Origin of the sequence: Actinotalea solisilvae (assembly GCF_016464425.1) — a bacterium.
Taxonomy (GTDB): Bacteria; Actinomycetota; Actinomycetes; order Actinomycetales; family Cellulomonadaceae; genus Actinotalea; species Actinotalea solisilvae.
This window is the reverse complement of the sequence record NZ_JADDKQ010000008.1, coordinates 1-17051: the sequence shown is the minus strand read 5'-3', so window position 1 is coordinate 17051 and position 17051 is coordinate 1. Positions and strand designations below refer to the sequence as shown.

At 76.7% G+C, this 17051-nt stretch carries 18 protein-coding genes; 7 read left to right on the top strand and 11 right to left on the bottom strand.

The window, feature by feature from the left end:
* Nucleotides 1-109 precede the first annotated feature (109 nt).
* Together JIG38_RS08525 and JIG38_RS08520 are read right to left on the bottom strand one after the other, a co-directional pair.
* Nucleotides 110-856, bottom strand: a complete 747-nt coding sequence (locus tag JIG38_RS08525) for a response regulator (RefSeq protein ID WP_199423358.1) — start codon at nt 854-856, stop codon at nt 110-112.
* Nucleotides 853-2286, bottom strand: coding sequence for a sensor histidine kinase (locus tag JIG38_RS08520; protein ID WP_307844722.1), 1434 nt, complete (start codon nt 2284-2286; stop codon nt 853-855). Before JIG38_RS08520 ends, JIG38_RS08525 begins: the two co-directional genes overlap by 4 nt.
* Before the next feature lie 175 nt (nt 2287-2461).
* Here JIG38_RS08520 and JIG38_RS08515 point away from each other — a divergent pair, with 175 nt between their 5' ends.
* Nucleotides 2462-2845, top strand: a complete 384-nt coding sequence (locus JIG38_RS08515) for a hypothetical protein (RefSeq protein WP_199423356.1) — start codon at nt 2462-2464, stop codon at nt 2843-2845.
* An 81-nt stretch (nt 2846-2926) separates the two neighbouring features.
* Nucleotides 2927-3130, top strand: a complete 204-nt coding sequence (locus tag JIG38_RS08510) for a hypothetical protein (protein ID WP_199423355.1) — start codon at nt 2927-2929, stop codon at nt 3128-3130.
* A gap of 7 nt (nt 3131-3137) precedes the next feature.
* Here the strand turns inward: JIG38_RS08510 and JIG38_RS08505 are convergent, their stop codons facing one another.
* Nucleotides 3138-3626, bottom strand: a complete 489-nt coding sequence (locus tag JIG38_RS08505; RefSeq protein ID WP_199423354.1) for a nitroreductase/quinone reductase family protein — start codon at nt 3624-3626, stop codon at nt 3138-3140.
* A 247-nt stretch (nt 3627-3873) separates the two neighbouring features.
* A complete protein-coding gene (locus tag JIG38_RS08500; protein ID WP_199423353.1) occupies nt 3874-4014 on the bottom strand; it encodes a hypothetical protein in 141 nt (46 codons plus the stop codon).
* A gap of 267 nt (nt 4015-4281) precedes the next feature.
* On the opposite strand from JIG38_RS08500, the gene JIG38_RS08495 reads away from it, so the two are divergent.
* Together JIG38_RS08495 and JIG38_RS08490 are read left to right on the top strand one after the other, a co-directional pair.
* Nucleotides 4282-5526 carry an alpha-hydroxy acid oxidase gene (locus JIG38_RS08495; RefSeq protein WP_199423352.1) on the top strand — a complete coding sequence of 415 codons (1245 nt, stop codon included), beginning with the start codon at nt 4282-4284 and terminating at the stop codon, nt 5524-5526.
* Nucleotides 5527-5594: 68 nt separating this feature from the next.
* Entirely contained in the window at nt 5595-6275 is a 681-nt protein-coding gene (locus JIG38_RS08490) for an alpha/beta fold hydrolase (protein ID WP_199423351.1), read from the top strand.
* A gap of 30 nt (nt 6276-6305) precedes the next feature.
* Here JIG38_RS08490 and JIG38_RS08485 read toward each other — a convergent pair whose 3' ends face one another.
* From JIG38_RS08485 to JIG38_RS08475, 3 genes are all read right to left on the bottom strand, one after another.
* Nucleotides 6306-7049, bottom strand: coding sequence for an alpha/beta fold hydrolase (locus tag JIG38_RS08485; RefSeq protein ID WP_233404697.1), 744 nt, complete (start codon nt 7047-7049; stop codon nt 6306-6308).
* Nucleotides 7050-7168: 119 nt separating this feature from the next.
* On the bottom strand, nt 7169-8218 hold the full coding sequence (mgrA, locus tag JIG38_RS08480; protein ID WP_199423350.1) for an L-glyceraldehyde 3-phosphate reductase: 1050 nt from the start codon (nt 8216-8218) through the stop codon (nt 7169-7171).
* Nucleotides 8215-8880 carry a hypothetical protein gene (locus JIG38_RS08475; RefSeq protein WP_199423349.1) on the bottom strand — a complete coding sequence of 222 codons (666 nt, stop codon included), beginning with the start codon at nt 8878-8880 and terminating at the stop codon, nt 8215-8217. Before JIG38_RS08475 ends, mgrA begins: the two co-directional genes overlap by 4 nt.
* 276 nt (nt 8881-9156) lie before the next feature.
* On the opposite strand from JIG38_RS08475, the gene JIG38_RS08470 reads away from it, so the two are divergent.
* Complete coding sequence (locus tag JIG38_RS08470) at nt 9157-9609, top strand: tRNA (cytidine(34)-2'-O)-methyltransferase (protein WP_199423426.1); 453 nt, start codon at nt 9157-9159, stop codon at nt 9607-9609.
* A 24-nt stretch (nt 9610-9633) separates the two neighbouring features.
* On the opposite strand, the gene JIG38_RS08465 is transcribed toward JIG38_RS08470, so the two are convergent.
* On the bottom strand, nt 9634-11019 hold the full coding sequence (locus JIG38_RS08465) for an ABC transporter substrate-binding protein (RefSeq protein WP_199423348.1): 1386 nt from the start codon (nt 11017-11019) through the stop codon (nt 9634-9636).
* A 186-nt stretch (nt 11020-11205) separates the two neighbouring features.
* A complete protein-coding gene (locus JIG38_RS08460) occupies nt 11206-12183 on the bottom strand; it encodes an NAD-dependent epimerase/dehydratase family protein (RefSeq protein ID WP_199423347.1) in 978 nt (325 codons plus the stop codon).
* A 120-nt stretch (nt 12184-12303) separates the two neighbouring features.
* On the opposite strand from JIG38_RS08460, the gene JIG38_RS08455 reads away from it, so the two are divergent.
* On the top strand, nt 12304-13161 hold the full coding sequence (locus tag JIG38_RS08455; protein WP_199423346.1) for a TspO-related membrane protein: 858 nt from the start codon (nt 12304-12306) through the stop codon (nt 13159-13161).
* Between the two features lie 30 nt (nt 13162-13191).
* Here JIG38_RS08455 and JIG38_RS08450 read toward each other — a convergent pair whose 3' ends face one another.
* The gene (locus JIG38_RS08450) at nt 13192-14364 is read right to left on the bottom strand and encodes an epoxide hydrolase family protein (RefSeq protein ID WP_199423425.1); all 1173 of its coding nucleotides are present in this window, start codon (nt 14362-14364) and stop codon (nt 13192-13194) included.
* Between the two features lie 116 nt (nt 14365-14480).
* Between JIG38_RS08450 and JIG38_RS08445 the strand changes: the two genes are divergently transcribed.
* Entirely contained in the window at nt 14481-15431 is a 951-nt protein-coding gene (locus JIG38_RS08445; RefSeq protein WP_199423345.1) for a helix-turn-helix transcriptional regulator, read from the top strand.
* Between the two features lie 165 nt (nt 15432-15596).
* Here the strand turns inward: JIG38_RS08445 and JIG38_RS08440 are convergent, their stop codons facing one another.
* Nucleotides 15597-16943 (bottom strand): HNH endonuclease signature motif containing protein, encoded by a 1347-nt coding sequence (locus tag JIG38_RS08440; RefSeq protein ID WP_199423344.1) that lies wholly within the window; start codon nt 16941-16943, stop codon nt 15597-15599.
* Nucleotides 16944-17051 lie beyond the last annotated feature (108 nt).

Here is a 17051-nt window from a genome sequence, read left to right as displayed (position 1 = left end):
ACGACTCCACGCTAGGGACCGGCGCCGCGGCGCACCTCAGGCGCGAGGCGGAACCTGCTGCTCCCCCGCGCGACGGAGCGCGGGACGCGCGACCCGACGGAGGACCGGTTCAGCCGCCGACGAGGCCGTGCTCGTAGGCGAAGACGACGGCCTGCACGCGGTCCCGCAGGCCGAGCTTCATGAGGACGTTGGACACGTGGGTCTTGACCGTCGCGCGGCCGAGGACCAGCTCGCCCGCGATCTCGTCGTTGGTCAGCCCGCGCGCGAGGAGGACGAGCACCTCGTGCTCGCGCTCCGTGAGCGCCGCGACCTCGGGCGACGTCGACCCGGGCGTCGCACCGGTCTCGCCGCCGGGACCGCGCCGCGACCGCACGGCCCGCGCGATGACGGCGCGCGTCACCTCGGGCGCGAGGAGCGCGTCGCCTGCGGCCACGGCCCGGACGCCCTCGACGAGCTGCTCGGGGCGCGAGTTCTTGAGGAGGAAGCCCGACGCCCCGGCGTCGAGCGCCTCGGCCAGGTAGTCCTCGTCGTGGAAGGTCGTGAGGATGAGCACGCCCGCGCGCACGCTCGGGTCCGCGGTGAGGACGCGCGTCGCCTCGATGCCGTCCATGTCCGGCATCTGCACGTCCATGCAGACGACGTCGGGCTGGAGGCTGCGGGCGAGCGCGACGCCCTCGCGCCCGGAGCCCGCCTGGCCGACGACCTCGAGGTCCGGCTGGAGGCCGAGGATGGTGCCGATGCCGGCGCGCACGAGCTCCTGGTCGTCCACGAGGAGGACGCGGTAGGGACGCTGCTCGGGCGCGGCGCCGTCGGCGGAGTCGGTCGTCCGGGGTGCGGGCGGGGCTGCGGGGGTCACTGGTCCTCCGGGACGGTGAGGGGGATGCGGGCGCGGACGAGGAACCCGCCCCGGCTGCGCGGCCCCGCGTGCAGGGTGCCGCCGTCGGCGGCGACGCGCTCGCGCATGCCGACCAGGCCGAGGCCCGAGGACGACACCGGGCCGCGGCGCGCGCCCGTGCCGTCGTCGGCCACCTCGAGCTCGACGGCGCCCGGGAGGTAGCGCACGCGCACGTCCGCGCGGGCGCCGACGCCGCCGTGCTTGCGCGAGTTGGTGAGCGCCTCCTGCGCGATGCGGAAGAGGTTGAGCGACACGAGCGGGGGCAGCGGCACCGGGTCCCCGACGACCTGGAACGACGTCGGCAGGCCCGCCTCGGTCGACTGCGCGGCGAGCTCGGGGATGCGGTCCACCGTGAGCGACCCGACGCTGTCCCGGACCCCGAGCTGCGTCCCGGCGACCTGCTCGCCGGGTGCCTCGCGCAGCGTCCGCAGCACGCCCTGGAGCTCGACGATGCTCTGCCGCGCCGAGTCCTCGACCTGCTCGAGCGCGGACGACGCGCGCGCCGCGTCGGACGCGAGGAGCGCGCGGGCGGCGCCCGCCTGGACGCCCATCATCGACACGTGGTGCGCGACGGCGTCGTGCAGCTCGCGCGCCAGGCGCAGCCGCTCGAGCGTCACGGCCTGGCGCTCGACGAGCTGGCGCTCGACCTGCAGGAGGCGGCCGCGGTAGGCGGTGCGCGCGCGCTCGCGCGCGGACGTCCACGCGTGCTCGCCGAACCACCACGCCCCGGCGAAGTACAGGACGTTCGTGAGGAGCTGGATGAGCAGGTACGCCACGAGCGGCGAGAAGGCGCCGGCGCGCGACAGCTCCGGCAGCGAGTCCGGGTCGGTCACGCTGCGGAAGATCGAGAGGACCAGCCAGACGAACATCCCGACGACGACGGCGAGCCGCGCGAGCGTCGCGCGACGCCGCACCGGGTCCCACGCGCCGACCGTGTAGAGCGCCATGAAGAGCGCGATGTTGAGGAAGAGCGTCTCGGGCACCAGCAGCTCGGCGGTCACGACGAACGCGACGGCGACGACGAGCACGACGGCGGCGGGCCGACGGCGGCGCGCCGCGAGCGGCAGGGTCACGGCCGCGAGGCACAGGACCGAGACCCAGCCCGCGGCCGGGTCCTCGTAGAAGCCCGTGGTGCGCTGGAGGGCCATGCTCAGCACCGCGCCGACGAAGAGCGCGCCCGCGAGCAGGAGGTCGGCGCGCGCCTGGTCGCCCGTGACGGGCGGGCGGCGCCAGCCGGGGGCGTCCGGGTCCTCGGCCGCCTCGAGGACGACCTCGGGACGCTCGTCGGCGGGGGCGTCGTCCTCGGGCCGGCGCACGGCGAGCCCGCGGCCGCCGTCGGCGGCGGGGGCCGGCGTGGCCGGCGTCCGCGTCGAGGTCAGGGGGCGGTCCACGCGCCCACCGTAGCGAGCGCCCCCGGCCTCCGGACCCGAGTGACCAGGACCACCCTCAAGCCCGGCGCGGACGCGCCGATGAGGACTGCGGGCGCTGACGCGCCCCACCCCCGCGGCCCACCCCCGCCGCGGGCCGCCACGACACCGGCACCACCCCGCCGGACGACGGAGCACCATGCACGCCGCCACGGAGGCCATCGGACTGTTGGCCTCGCTCAGCTCGTTCCTCCTGTGGATCCCGCAGGGCCTGCGCGTGTGGCGCGGCCGCCACGACCCCGCCGCCCTGCGCGGCGTCGCGCCGAGCACGCAGGTCATCGCGCTCGCAGGCGGCCTCCTGTGGGTCGTGTACGCGGTGCTGCTCGACTCGTTCTGGATCGGTGCGCCCGTCGTCGTGTCCGGTCCGATCGCCGCGGTGACGCTCGTCGTGCTCGCGCGCGGCCGCCGCGCCGAGCGCGCCGCGGCCGCTGCCCCGTCCTCGGACGCCGGCGCGGCCCTCGTCGCGGCGGCGCAGACGTCGTCGTCGCAGCCCGCCGCGGAGCAGGTCGCGCTCGCGGCCTGAGCCCGCAGCGCATCGTCCGACATCGTCTTCTCACCCGTGGTGAACGTTCACATCGACGGCCCGGATGCCGATGTCCCCCACATGTCAGCGCTGACGGTGGCTCCGCTCCTCGACCGCGACGAGCCCGAGATCGGGCCGGCCCCGGTGCCGTGCGCCGCGCGCCCCTCGACCGGCTTCGTGCACCGCGACGGCGCGTGCCGCTGCTTCACCGGCGGCCCGGCCCCCGAGCTCGCCCCGTCCGCCCGGCCCGAGGCGCGGCGCACCCACCTCGCGCTGGCGCGCTGACCGGACCTCAGCGCACGTCGAGGTAGACCAGCGCGAGGTCGTCGCGCCGCACGACGTCCGCGAGCTCGTCGTGCGTCGGCATGCGGTCCACCCGGACGCGCAGCCCGAACCGGCGCGGCGCCTGCGCGACGCCGACCGCCTGGATCATGCGCCGGTAGGCCGACGCGACGCGGTCCGGGTCCTCGACGACCTCGGCGCGCGCCGTGCGGCGCCGGCCGAGCAGCGTGACCTCGACGTCCGCCCCGCCCCGCAGGTTCGCGCGCCAGCGCGAGCTCGTCTGCACGAGCAGCCGCCCGTCGCCGGTGCGGCGGTAGGCGACCGGGAAGGAGAACGGGACGCCCGACGCGCGGCCCACGACGTGCAGCACGAGCAGCGACCGCCCGAGGCGGGCGCCCCAGCGGGGCGACGCGAGCACCCGGCACACGACGCGCCCGACGGCGCGCGGCGAGCGGGGCGGACGCAGGTGCTCCACGGCGGGACGGGTCGTGGTCGTCATGCCCCGAGCGTCGCGCGGGACGGCGCGAGCGGCGTGGGCCCTTCCGCCCAGGCCGGCGTGCCGGTAGCGCCGGCGGTCAGGGTTCTGGAACCGGATCCGGGGTCCGGGCGCCGGGTCGCTTCCAGAACTCGGGCTCCGGCGCCTCGTCTCGTCGCGGAGCGGGGTGCGCCCCGGGGGCGCGTGGTGCGGGGAGGTCGTCCCCTCGAGCGGCGAGCCGCGCCCCCTCGCGCGACCGGCCGCGTGCGGATCAGGCCGAGCGGGGGTCCCCGCGCTCGGCGACGAGCTCGTCGTAGATGGGCGACGGGCTCTGGCCCGCGCCCGACGTGCCGCCGTCACGCCGATCGGGCGACCCCTGGGGGGCCTGCCGTGCGGTGTCGGCAAGGCTCATGGTGACCTCCGGTGTGTGCAGATGAGGACGATCTTGCCCGTTCCGGCTCCCGGGCGCACCTGGTCGGCATCCCGTGGACCGCGCCGCGACACGCAGCGCCACCTGGCCCTTCACGGCGGCTCCACACGCGCCGCCGGGCGTCTCCCGTCCGCGCGCCGCTCGGAGGCCCGTCGCGGGCGGCGACCCGGGCCGTCGGTGCCGCCTCCCGCGCCCGGACCGGCGGGGCGTGGGAGTGTGGCGAGCACCGCCGCGCCGAGGGAGTCACGTATGACCGAGCAGCCGTCCGAGGCGCCCCGCCCCCGGACCGTCCGCCAGGTGCCGCGCTGGCGCGAGCTCAGGCCCCTCCTGCGGGCCAAGCCGATCCAGCTCGACCCGACCGAGCGCCGCCTCGAGCGCGCGCTGTCGATCGCGGACCTGCGCCGCGCGGCCCGGCGCCGCACGCCGCGGTCGGTGTTCGACTACACCGACGGCGCCGCGGACGCCGAGATCAGCCTGCGCCGTGCGCGCAGCCTCTTCCGGCAGCTCGAGCTGCGGCCGTCGATCCTGCACGACGTGTCCGCGGTCGACACGACGACGCCGATGCTCGGGCGCGACGCCGCCGTGCCGTTCGCGTTCGCCCCGACGGGCTTCACGCGGATGATGCACCACGAGGGCGAGACCGCCGTCGTCCGCGTGGCCGGCCGGCGCGGCATCCCCTACGCGCTCTCGACCATGGGCACGACGTCGATCGAGGACGTCGCGGCGGCGTCGCCCGAGGCCCGGAAGTGGTTCCAGCTCTACGTGTGGAAGGACCGCGGCGCGGGCGAGGACCTCATGGCGCGCGCGCGGGCGGCCGGCTACGAGGCCCTGATGCTCACGGTCGACGTGCCCGTCGCGGGCGCGCGGCTGCGCGACGTCCGCAACGGCTTCTCCATCCCGCCCGCGCTCACCGTGCGGACGGTGCTCGACGCCGCGACGCACCCCGCGTGGTGGGTCAACCTGCTCACGACGCGGCCCCTGACGTTCGCGTCGCTGTCCACGTGGGACGGCACCGTCGCCGAGCTCCTCGACCAGCTCTTCGACCCGACCATGACGTTCGCGGACCTCGAGTGGCTGCGCGCGAGCTGGGACGGGCCGCTCATCATCAAGGGCATCCAGACCGTCGAGGACGCCCGCCGGGTCGCCGAGGTGGGCGCCGACGCGATCGTCCTGTCCAACCACGGCGGGCGGCAGCTCGACCGGGCGCCCGTGCCGCTGCGCCTCGTCCCGGACGTCGTCGAGGCCGTCGCCGGCCGGTCCGAGGTGTGGGTCGACACGGGGATCATGAGCGGCGCCGACGTCGTCGCGGCGCTCGCGCTCGGCGCGGACGCGACGCTCGTCGGCCGCGCCTACCTCTACGGCCTCATGGCGGGCGGCGAGCGGGGGGTCGACCGCGCGGCGGAGATCCTCACGCGCGAGGTCCGGCGCACCATGGCGCTGCTCGGGGTGTCGCGCGTGGGTGAGCTCGGGGCGCGGCACGTACGGCTGCCCTGACCGGCGTCGTCGCGCGGCTGCGGCCGTGGGCGTGGGCGTGCCACCCTGGCGACGGCGGAGGGAGCGGCATGGCGACGTTCGTCCTCATCCACGGCGCGGGTGACGTCGGCTGGTACTGGCACCTGGTCGAGGCGCGGCTGCGCGCCCGCGGCCACGACGTCGTCGCGCCCGACCTGCCGTGCGACGACGACGCCGCCGGCCTGCCCGAGTACGCGGACGCCGTCGTCGACGCCGTCGACCGGACCGGGCTCGTCGTGGTCGGGCAGTCCCTCGGCGGGTTCGTCGCGCCGCTGGTGTGCGACCGGCTGCCGGTCGAGGTGCTCGTGCTCGTCGCGCCGATGATCCCGGCCCCGGGCGAGGCCCCCGCGGACCACTGGGAGCGGACCGGGTACGCGGACGAGCCGCGCGAGCCCGTCGACGGCGAGGTCGAGCTCTTCTACCAGGACGTCGAGCCGGGGCTGGCGGCCGAGGCCGTGGCCCGCGGGCGCCGCCAGTCGGAGACCCGGCTGGGTGAGCCGTCGCCCCTGCGCGCCTGGCCCGACGTCCCGACCCACGTCGTCCTGTGCCGCGACGACCGCCTGCTGCCGCCGACGCTGCTGCGACGCGTTGCCCGCGACCGCCTCGGCGTGACGCCCGACGAGCTCGACGCCGGGCACACCCCGGCGCTCAGCCGCCCCGACGAGCTCACGGACCTCCTCGTCCGCTACGCCGACGAGCACGGGGACCGGGTCGCGCCCTCCGGCGCCTGACGGGGTGCAGACGCGCGCGGGATGCGCCCCTCAGCCGCGCGCGACGCGGGCGTCGGCCGCGGCGAGCGCCGCGTCGACTGCGGCGAGGAACTCCGCCCGGGCCTCGCGCCGGACGCAGTGGCCGGCGCCGGGCGCGTGGACGCGCGCGAGCCGCGAACCGAGGAGCTCGCCCGCCCGCGCGACCAGCGCGTCGTCGACGATCGCGCCCCGGGAGGGGTCCCCCGTGACGATCGTGACGGGCGCGCCCACGTCCCTCAGCGCCTCGACCCAGTGGCGCTCGTCCCACAGGTGCGGGCCGTCGGCGAGCCTCGGGTCGAGCGCGGCGCGCGCCGCGGCCCACGCCACGTGCTCGTCCTCGGGCCAGCCCCGGTTCTCGCGGTGCGAGCGCGCGAGCAGCTCGTCCGGCCCCTCGGTCCGGGCGGACGCCACCGCCTCCGCCAGCCACGGCAGCACGCCGCGCTCGTCGACGCCGCGGTCGCGCCGCCACGCCGGGTCCTCGAGCACGAGCGCGGCGACCAGCGCGGGCTCCGTGATCGCGAGCTCCTCCGCCACGAGGCCACCCATCGAGTGGCCGAGGGCGACGACCTCGCGCCCCAGCACGTCGCGCACGACGGCGGCCGCGTCCTGCGCGAGCGTCGACATCGCGAGCCGGCCGTCGGCGGGCAGGGGCGTGCCCCCGTGGCCGCGCGCGTCGACCGCGAGCACGGCCCGCTCCCCCGTCCACGCGCTCGCGACGGGCTCCCAGCACCGGCCCGCGTCGGTGACCCCGTGCAGCGCGACGACCGGCAGGTGGGCCGCGTCGTCCGCGTGCTCGGCGCCCAGGAGGGTCCAGGCGACCGGCCCGGTCGCCGTGGCCGTCGTGCCCCGCCGGACCGTCCCGCCCGCCGCGGCGCTCAGCGCGCCGTCCCGTCGACGGCGTGCTCCTCGATCGCCGCGAGCTCGTCGGCGGTGAGCGCCGGAGCACGCAGCGCGGCCACGTTGTCCTCGAGCTGGGCCACGCTGCTCGCGCCGATGAGCGCCGACGTCACGCGCTCGTCGCGCAGCACCCACGACAGCGCGAGCTGGGCGAGGCTCTGCCCGCGCGCCGCGGCGACGTCGTTCAGCGCACGTGCGCGCGCGAGGTACGTCTCCGAGATCCGCTCGGCCTTGAGGAAGTGCCCGACCGCCGCCCGCGAGTCGGACGGCACCTCGCCCGAGAGGTAGCGGTCGGTCAGCAGGCCCTGCGCGAGCGGCGAGAAGACGATCGTGCCCACGCCCAGCTCGCCGACGACGTCGAGGAGCGTCTCGCTCTCCCCCTCGGCGACCTGCTCCACGTGCCGGTTGAACATCGAGTACGAGGGCTGGTGGATGAGCAGCGGGGTGCCGAGCTCGCCGAGGATCCGCGCCGCCTCGCGCGTCTGCGACGGCGAGTAGTTGGAGACGCCCGCGTAGAGCGCGCGGCCGCTCGTCACGGCCGTGTGCAGCGCACCCATCGTCTCCTCGAGCGGCGTCGACGGGTCGAAGCGGTGCGAGTAGAAGATGTCGACGTACTCGAGGCCCATCCGCGCGAGCGACTGGTCGAGCGACGACAGGAGGTACTTGCGCGAGCCGCCGTCGCCGTAGGGACCCGGCCACATGTCGTAGCCGGCCTTGGTCGAGATGACGAGCTCGTCGCGGTACGGCGCCAGGTCCTCGGCGAGCACCCGGCCGAACGCCTCCTCGGCGGAGCCCGGCGGGGGGCCGTAGTTGTTCGCGAGGTCGATGTGCGTGACGCCGAGGTCGAACGCGCGCAGCAGGATGTCGCGCTGCGTCCCGAACGGCTTGGTGTGGCCGAAGTTGTGCCACAGGCCGAGCGACAGGGCCGGCAGGTCGAGGCCGCTGCGCCCCGTCCGGCGGTACGTCATGGTGTCGTAGCGGTCGTCCGCGGCCAGGTGCGGGGGGCGGGACGAGCGGGGAGAGGTCATGGGGCCACGCTAGCCAGTCCCGGCGACACGCGGTGCCCGGGCCCGTCCACGAGCCGTCGCAGCACGAGCCCCGTGACGCCCGCCATCGAGAACGCCATGGCCGCGCCGCCGAGCAGCCCGATCGCGACGACGACGCCCGTCGCCTGCCCCGGCTGCCACAGGGGCGACGTCACCGCGGCGAACACCCCGAGCCCGACGACCCACGCGCCCGCGGTGCCCGCGACCCACCAGCCGGCGCGCGGCAGCCGCGTGCGCAGGAGCAGCCACTGCGCCGTGCCGATCGACGCGAGCAGCACGCCCGCGGCGGCGGCCCCGACCGCGCCGACGACGACGGGCGGCCACGCCGACCACGTCCGCCACGTGAGCCCGGGCAGCATCCCGACCGCCCACGCGAGGCCGGCGGCGGCCGACGTCGCGAGCACCCACCGCCCCGCGGGCACGCGGACGACGTCGCGCAGCACCCGGGCCTGCGCCACGCCGAGCAGCGCACCCTCGACGAGCCCGGCGCCGACGGCGCCGGCGAAGGACCACGCGTCCCCGCGGTCGAGCACGAGCGCCACCACCGTCGCGGGCACCGCGAAGCCCGCGAGCTCGCCCGCCCCGACCCACGCGACCCAGCGCCCGAGCCACCCCGGCGGCGTCCGTCCCGGTCGACGCGCCATGCCGGCCACCTCCCGTCGCCCGCCGCACGAGCCCGCCGGCGCCGTCGCCGGCCGGGCCGCGCCGCCCTCGGTCCCAGCGCAGCACCGGCCGCCGCGCGCGGCGAGGGGCGTTGGTCCCGGCCAGGCGCCGCGCGCGGTCGGTCCGGCGCGCGGTCCGTCCGACGCGCGGTCCGCCGGGTCCGGTCGGTCCAGCGGGGTCGGCCCGGCACGGTTGGTCCAGCGCACGGTTGGTCCGGCGCCCGCGCCGTCGGGCACACTCGGCGCGTGCTGCACGTGATGTTCTTCGAGCCCCGGATCGCCGGGAACACCGGCAGCGCCATCCGCACGTCCGCCGCGACGGGCGCCGCGCTGCACCTCGTCGAGCCGCTGGGCTTCGACCTGTCGGAGCCGAAGCTGCGCCGGGCGGGCCTCGACTACCACGACCTCGCGCACGTCGTCGTGCACCCCGACCTCGACGCCGCGCTCGCGACGCTGCCCGGGTCGCGCGTGCTCGCCTTCACGACGCACGCCACCGAACGCTTCACCGACGTCGCCTACCGGGACGACGACGTCCTGCTGTTCGGCCCCGAGCCCACCGGCCTGCCCGACGAGGTCCTCGCCCACCCGCGCGTGACGGCGCAGGTCCGGATCCCCATGCTGCCCGGCCGCCGGTCGCTCAACCTGTCCAACTCGGCGGCCGTCGCGACCTACGAGGCCTGGCGCCAGCTGGGCTTCCCGGGCGGCGTCTGACGCACGACGCCGCCCGGGCCGGCGTCACGCGCCCGGGACGCCGCCGTTCGTCAGCGCCACCGGGGCGCCGTCGTACGGGACCACGGGGCCCGCGCCGCTGTCGGTGAGGTACGGCGTGCCCACGTAGTGCTGCTCGCCGCCCTGGACCACGTTGACCTGCGTCCCGCTGTAGGCGACGTTCGACGACGCGAGCGACAGGGGCACCCGGCCGTTGCCGAGCACCTCGGGCGAGCGGACGGCGGCGAGCAGGCTCTCGCGCGTCGGGTCGTCGCCCGCGTGCGCGAGCGCCTCGGCGAACAGGTAGGCCACCGACATCCCGTAGACGACCATCCCGTTGAAGGGCATCTCCGGCATGTACTCCGCGTGGACCTGGCGGAAGAGCTCGGTCCAGGCGTCGCCGCTCGCGTCGTGCGGCGGCAGGAAGTTCGCGCTCACGTAGCCCTCGAGCAGGAGCGGTCCGGCGTCGCCGAGGTAGGCGGAGACCGTGCTGTAGTCGCCGCCGGTGCTCGCCGCGATCCACTGCGGGTGGTAGCCCATCTGCGCGGCCGTGCCGAGCGCGATCGCGCTGAACGCGTTGATCGCCGCGAGGTAGACGACCTCGCAGCCCGCGGCGCGCAGCGTCCCGACCTGGGTGACGAGGTCCGTGCTCGCGACCGAGTAGGTCTGCTCGGCGGCGAGCGCACCCTCGCCGAGCACCTGGACGAGGCCGGCGCGGAAGTCCGTGCCGAGGTCGTCGTCCTGCCCGAGGAGGCAGGCGCGCTTCCCGGGGAACGTCTCGGCGCCGTACGTCGCGAGGACCTTGGACTCGACGAGGTAGTCGACGTTGTAGCCGAACGTGGCCGGGTACACGTCGGGCTGGTTGAACATCGGGCTGCCCGACGCGACGAAGAGGTCCGGCACGCCCTCGAGGTGCAGGTAGTCGAGCACCGCCGCGTGCGTCTGGGTGCCGAGCCCGTTGAGCATCGCGAAGACCTGCTGGTTCTCGACGAGCTCGACGGCGACCGCCGGGGTCTCCGCGGGGTTGTAGCCGTCGTCCATGACGACGTAGCGGATCTGCCGGCCGTTCACGCCGCCCTGCGCGTTGAGGTAGGCGAAGTACGCGCTCGTCGCGGTCGCGATGGTCGCGTAGCCCTCGGCCGCGGGGCCCGTGAGGGGGTGGTGGCTGCCGACGACGACCTCGAGGTCGGTCACACCGGGCTGCGGCTCGGAGGTGGGCGTCGCGCTCGCGCCCGGCGCGGCCTCCTCCTCGAGGCCGAGCGGACCGCTCGAGCAGGCCGTGAGGACGGACGCCGCGGCCACCGCGGTGACGACGGCGGCGCTCACGACGCGGCGGCGGCCGGGACGGGCGGGGCGGGGGCGGGCGGGCGCTGCCGCGCGGTCTGCGGGCAGGGCAGGGCTGGGTCGGGTCATGTCGACAGCTCTCGGTCCGGGGTGGGGGGAGCCGGGCGGGTGCGTCGCCGTCGGGGGTGGGCGGTGCGGGCGTCGTCACGCGGGTCCGGGGTGCTCGGACGCTAGCAGCGGCGCGGACCGCCCCGACGCGGCCGAGAGGGTGACGAAGGTCCCGGGTCCGTGTGAACCCCGGACGGCCCGGGCCGGTCAGCCCGCCAGCGCCGCCGGGTCGAGACGCGGGTCGAGGTCCGGGTGCTCGAGGCCCGTGGCGAGGACCCAGCGCCACGCGTCGAGCACGGACTCCTCGACGGGCCGCGTCGGCAGGCCGAGCTCGCGGGCGCGGTCGGTCGCGACGTCCCACGCGGTGCGGGCGGTCTCCTCGGGCAGCCAGAAGGGCAGGTCACGCCACGGCTCGACCCCGGCTGCGAGGAGCGCCGCGTCCGGCACGGGCACGGTCTCGCCCGGCCGCCCGCCCGTCGCCTCGACCGCCGCCCGGCACGCGTCGAGCATCCCGTGGAAGGTCGTCATGCCCGCGGGACCCGTGGCGGTCACGGCCCCGCCGGCCCCGGCGATCGGGCGCTCCACCATGTCGAGCAGCCAGCCGGCGAGGTCCCGGACGTCGACGAACGCGACGGGGACGTCGACCGCGGGGACCGCGACCCGCGCCTGCGTCGCGAACCGGTGGACCCACGAGGTGAGCCGGCGCGTCCGGTCCCCCGGCCCGACGATGAGACCGGCGCGCGCGAGGAGCACGCGGTCACCCAGCGCAGCGGTCAGGACCCGCTCGCTCTCGGCCTTCATCGGGCCGTACTCCTGGACGTCGGCGTCGGGGCCGAAGGTCGGGTCCGCCTCGGACCGCACGGGGCCGGGCGGCCAGTCGCGGTACGCGCTCACGCTGCTCACGTACGCGTACGCCGGCACGTCCGCGAGCACCGCGGCGGCCGCTCGGGCCCCGGCGACCGTGTAGCCGCACGTGTCGACGACGGCGTCGGGCGGCGCGCCGAGCCCGGTGACCGCGGCACGCAGCGCGTCGACGTCGTCGCGGTCGGCGTGGAGGGGTGTCACGCCGGGCGGCAGGTCGCCGGGCGTGCGGCTGAGGCCGACGACCTCGTGGCCGCGCGCCGCCGCCTCGCGCACCACCGCACCGCTGAGGAACCCCGTCGCGCCGAGCGTCAGCACTCTCATGGGGGCCAGTGTGGTCGCCACGGCACCGTGGCGGGAGGCCGTCCGCCGAGGGCAGACGTCGGCCCGGCCGGGGCGCGCGCCGGGGATGCGCGATCCTCAGGGTGCTGAGAGTCTCGGGGCATGAGCACCGTCGCCAGAACCGACGTCCTGCGCTCCGACACCACGCGCCAGGTGGGCGTGCTCGTGCTCGCGCTGCTCGCGACCCTCGGCGCCTTCCTCGGCTCGGGCGCCCTCGGCGGGACGCCGGTCGCCGAGGCGGCCGACGGCGCCCTCTCCGCCACCGCGACGCCGGTCGCGCCCGGGACGCCTGCCTTCTCCATCTGGTCCGTCATCTACACGGGGCTGCTCGCCTACGCGGTCTGGCAGGCGCTGCCGGCGCGGCGCGAGGACCGGCGTCAGCGGCGGATGGGCTGGCTCGCGGCGGCGTCCATGCTGCTCAACGCCCTGTGGATCGGCGTCGTCCAGCTCGGCGTGCTGTGGCTCAGCGTCGTCGTCATCGTCGCGCTGCTCGTCGTGCTCGTGCTCGTCCTGCGCATCTGCCTCGCGGTGCCGCGCCGGTCGCTGCTCGAGCTCGTCCTCGTGGACGGCACCTTCGGCCTCTACCTCGGCTGGGTCACCATCGCGACGATCGCCAACACCGCCGCGGCGCTCGCGGCGTCCGACGTCGGCCCGCTGGGGCTGGGCCCGACGCTGTGGTCGGTCCTCCTGCTGGCCACCGCGGCCATGATCGGGCTGGCCTTCGCCCTCCAGACCGGCGGCCGGCTGGGCTTCGCGCTCGCGCTCACGTGGGGCCTGGCGTGGGTCGCGGTCGCGCGCACCGTCGACGAGCCGCGCGACCCGTCGGTCGCGACCGCGGCCGTGTGCGCCGCGGTGGTGACGCTCGGGGCGGCGCTCGCCGTGCGGGTGCGCACGCTGCTGGCCGACCGCCGCGCGACCGGGGCGCCCGACGTCGACCGGACCGCGCCCGGTCCGGCCTGAGCCGACCGCGCACGGCCGGCCGGGCCCCGCTCAGCGGACGGGGCGGAAGAACTCGCGCAGGTCCTCGACCAGCAGGTCGGGCACCTCGAGCGCCGCGTAGTGGCCACCGCGGTCGAACCGGCTCCAGTGCACGATCGCGTCGTTGTCCCGCTCGGCGAAGACGCGGATCGTCCGGAAGTCGTCCTCGAACACAGCGACGCCCATACGGCTGTGGTTGACCGCCGGCTCGCGGTCCTCGCGCGCGACCTCGAAGTGGTACCTCCCCACCGACGCCGAGGTGTTCGTGAGCCACTCGAGGGTCACCTCGGCGAGGATCGCGTCGAGCGGCACGAGGCTCGTGCCGTTGCCGAAGTTCACGAAGAGCTCGTTCCACGCGAGCTGCCCCACGGGCGAGTCCGAGAGCCCGACGGCGACGGTCTGCGGCCGCGACGCGTTGATCGCGTTGTACCCCCCGACCGACTGGAACCACTGCATGTGCGCGAGGCCCGCGTAGTCGTCGGGGGTGAGTCCCGCCATCTCCGCGGGGTCGCCCGACGGGAACGAGAAGGCCTGGAGCACGTGCGAGCCGAGGAACCCCGCGGGCTCGAGCAGCCCGAGCTCGCGCCCGACCATCGCGCCCGCGTCGCTGCCGTGCACGCCGTAGCTGTCGTACCCGAGCCGGCGCATGAGGGTGTCGAGGGTCCGCGCGGCGTGCTCCATCGTCCAGCCGCGCTCGACGACGGGGGTGCTCCACCCGAACCCGGGCAGCGACGGCACCACGACGTGGAACGCGTCCTCGGCGCGGCCGCCGTGCGCGACGGGGTCGACCAGCGGGTCGATCATGTCGAGGAAGTCGAGCACCGTGCCCGGGTAGCTATGTACCAGGAGCAGCGGCACGGCGTGCGCGTGCGGCGAGCGCACGTGGAGGAGGTGGATCGTCTGGCCGTCGACCTCGGTGAGGAGCTGCGGGTAGGCGTTGAGCCGGGCCTCGACGGCACGCCAGTCGAACGCCCGCCACACCTCGACGGCCTGCGCGAGCCACGACGTCGGCGTGCCGTACAGCCAGTCGTCCTCGTCGGGTGCCGGTTGCGGCAGGCGCGTCCGCGCGAGGCGCTCGCGCAGGTCGTCGAGGTCCGCGTCCGGCACCGCGACGGTGAACGGGCGGAACCCGGCCGGCGTCGCGGGGGTCGCGGACGGGGTGGCGGTGGCGGTGGTGCGGTCCATCGTCGTCTCCTCGGGTGCGGGGGTGGTCGCGGTCTGCGGGTGGTGCGTGCTCTCCATGTCTCCGACGGTAGGAGCGATACAGGAAGGGATCGTTCCTGGTATGCGACGCTCTTCCCGTGCTCGAGACCTCCGCCCGCCTGCTCGCCCTGCTCGGCCTCCTCCAGTCGCGCCCCACGTGGACGGGCCCGGAGCTGGCAGAGCGGCTCGGCGTGACCGGACGCACGATCCGGACCGACATCGAGCGGCTGCGCACCCTCGGCTACCCGGTCGACGCCACGCGCGGGCGCGCCGGGGCGTACCGCCTGGGTGCCGGAGGGCGCCTGCCGCCGCTCCTGCTCGACGACGACGAGGCCGTCGCGATCGCCGTGGGCCTGCGCGCGGTGACGGGGCTCGCGGGGATCGAGGACGCCGGCGCGCGCGCGAGCACCAAGCTCCACCAGGTGCTGCCGTCGCGGCTCCGCGGCCGCGTGCAGGCCCTCACGGCGACGACCGAGCGCGGCCCCGACAACACCGGCAGCGACGCGTCCGACCCCGAGGTGGACCCCGCCCTGCTGGGCGAGGTCGCCGAGGCGGTGCACCGCGGCGAGGTGGTGCGCGTCGAGCACCGCGGCGACCGCCTCGTCGTCGAGCCCTACCGGCTCGTGACCTGGCAGCGCCGCTGGTACCTCGTGGCGCGCGAGCCCGACGCCGACCGCTGGCTCGCCCTCCGCGTCGACTGGCTCGACCTGCGCGTGCGCACGGGTCGGCGGTTCGCGCCGCGCCCGCTCCCCGAGAGCGAGTACGCCGCCTTCGTCGTGCGCGAGGTCGCGTCGAGCGGCTGGGCCGTGCACGCGCGCATCCGCGTCGACGCACCGGCCGACGTCGTGCTCGCGCGGATCAACCCCGCCGTCGGCGTCGTCGAGCCGCTCGACGACGGCACCTGCGTGCTCGTCACGGGCGCCGACAGCGTCGCGACCGTCGCGGCGTACATCGGCATGCTCGAGCAGCCCTTCCACGTCGACGGGCCGCCCGAGCTCGTCGAGGCGATCCGCGTGCTCGGCGAGCGCTACACGGCTGCGGTCAGCTGACTGCACGACGACGCCCCGCCCGGGTCACCGGGCGGGGCGTCGTCGCGAGGCGGACGGGGCGTCAGGTCAGGAGGCCTGGCCTCGTCCCTCGTCGATGAGCTTCCCCCAGGGCGCGCCACGTGGCAGGCCGGCAGTCAGTCACCCGGACGACCTGAGACGGCGCGGTCAGAAGGGTGGCGGCGGGTACAGGTCGATCGTCACGCCGTCGGGCGGCGGCGGCGCGGGGACCGCCGCGGGCGGGTCGTGCGCGGGTGGCCTCCGGTAGAGCTGTCCCGTCGGAGCGCGCCAGCGGGTGGATCCGTCGTCGTCGCGCGCCACCTCCCATCCCCCGTGCGTCTTGGCGCGGTGGTGGTGCCGGCAGAGCGCCTGCAGGTTGTCGAGCGAGGTCTGCGGCTGGGTCGCGCAGGGCGCACCGTCCCGACCGTCGACGTCCCCACCCTCGACGTACGGCTCCACGTGGTCGACGTCGCAGCGCGCGGCGGGCATGCGGCAGCCCACGAACGTGCAGGTGCTGTCCCTCAGGACGACGGCGTCCCGCTGGGACTGCGTGGGGGCGTAGCGGCGGGTCGACCGTGCGAGCGGTTCGCCGTTCCAGGCGCTCGCGAGGAGTGGCTCCCACGTGGAGTGCGCCGCGATGCGCCGCGCCATCTCGGGCGGGATCGGACCGTAGCCCTGCAGCTCGCCCGGCCCCTCAGCGAGCCCGAGCAGCGTCGCCGCGGACGCGGTCACGACGAGGTGGGGCCGGCGACCCTGACGCGTCGCGAGCGGGGTCCCGTCGGGGTGGGCGCCCGCGTCGAGCCAGCGGGTCGCGAGGTCGACGAGCGCGTCGGCGCGCCGCTGGTCCAGCGTGCGCTCGTCGTCGGGCGCCGCGTCGCCCGCGAGCGCGGTGAGGCTGGTGTGGATGGCTGCCGCGTCGTCGGCGGGGAGGTACGCGCTCAGCCATGCCATCGCATCGGGCGCAGGAGTGAGCTCGACGCGCCGGTCGGCGCAGGCTCGCGCGTGCCTCGTCCGCGCGCCGTCCGGATCCCGCAGCAGCTCCATGCGCCGCAGGCGCTGCCGCAGCTGAGGCGCCGTGCACTCCCGGGCGGAGGGCAGGACCGCCTCCGCCACCTCGGCGGCCGCGGCGTCGGACAGCCGCGCGAGCTCGTCGGTCAGCACGGTCGCACGGCGCACGTCGACGTCGCCGCGGGCGAGTGCGCCAGCGACCGCGGGGACCCGGTCCAGGTGCAGGGCCAGGCCGACCTTCGCCTCAGCCACCGGCCGCGAGACGGAGAGCCGCGCCGCGACCTCCTCGCTCAGGAACGCCCCGCGCGCACCTCGCTGCCGGCCGTCCAGCTCGGCCACGAGCCACGCCTGGCCCGCGGCGGCCCACGACGCGATCCGCTCCCACGCGGCGATCCCCTCGACGAGTGCCGCCTCGTCGAGGTCGGCGGGCTCGAGGGCGTCCAGCCGTGCCGCCAGCTCGGGCCCGGGAGCCGACTCCTCGAGCTCGGCCGCGACGCGGTGACGCACCGCCCAGAGCAGCGAGTCGAGGGGGGGGGCGGGCCCCGGCCCCCCCCCCCCCCCCCCCCCCCCCCCCCGCCCGGGGGGCCAAACCGGCCCCAAAGGGCCCCCCCACAC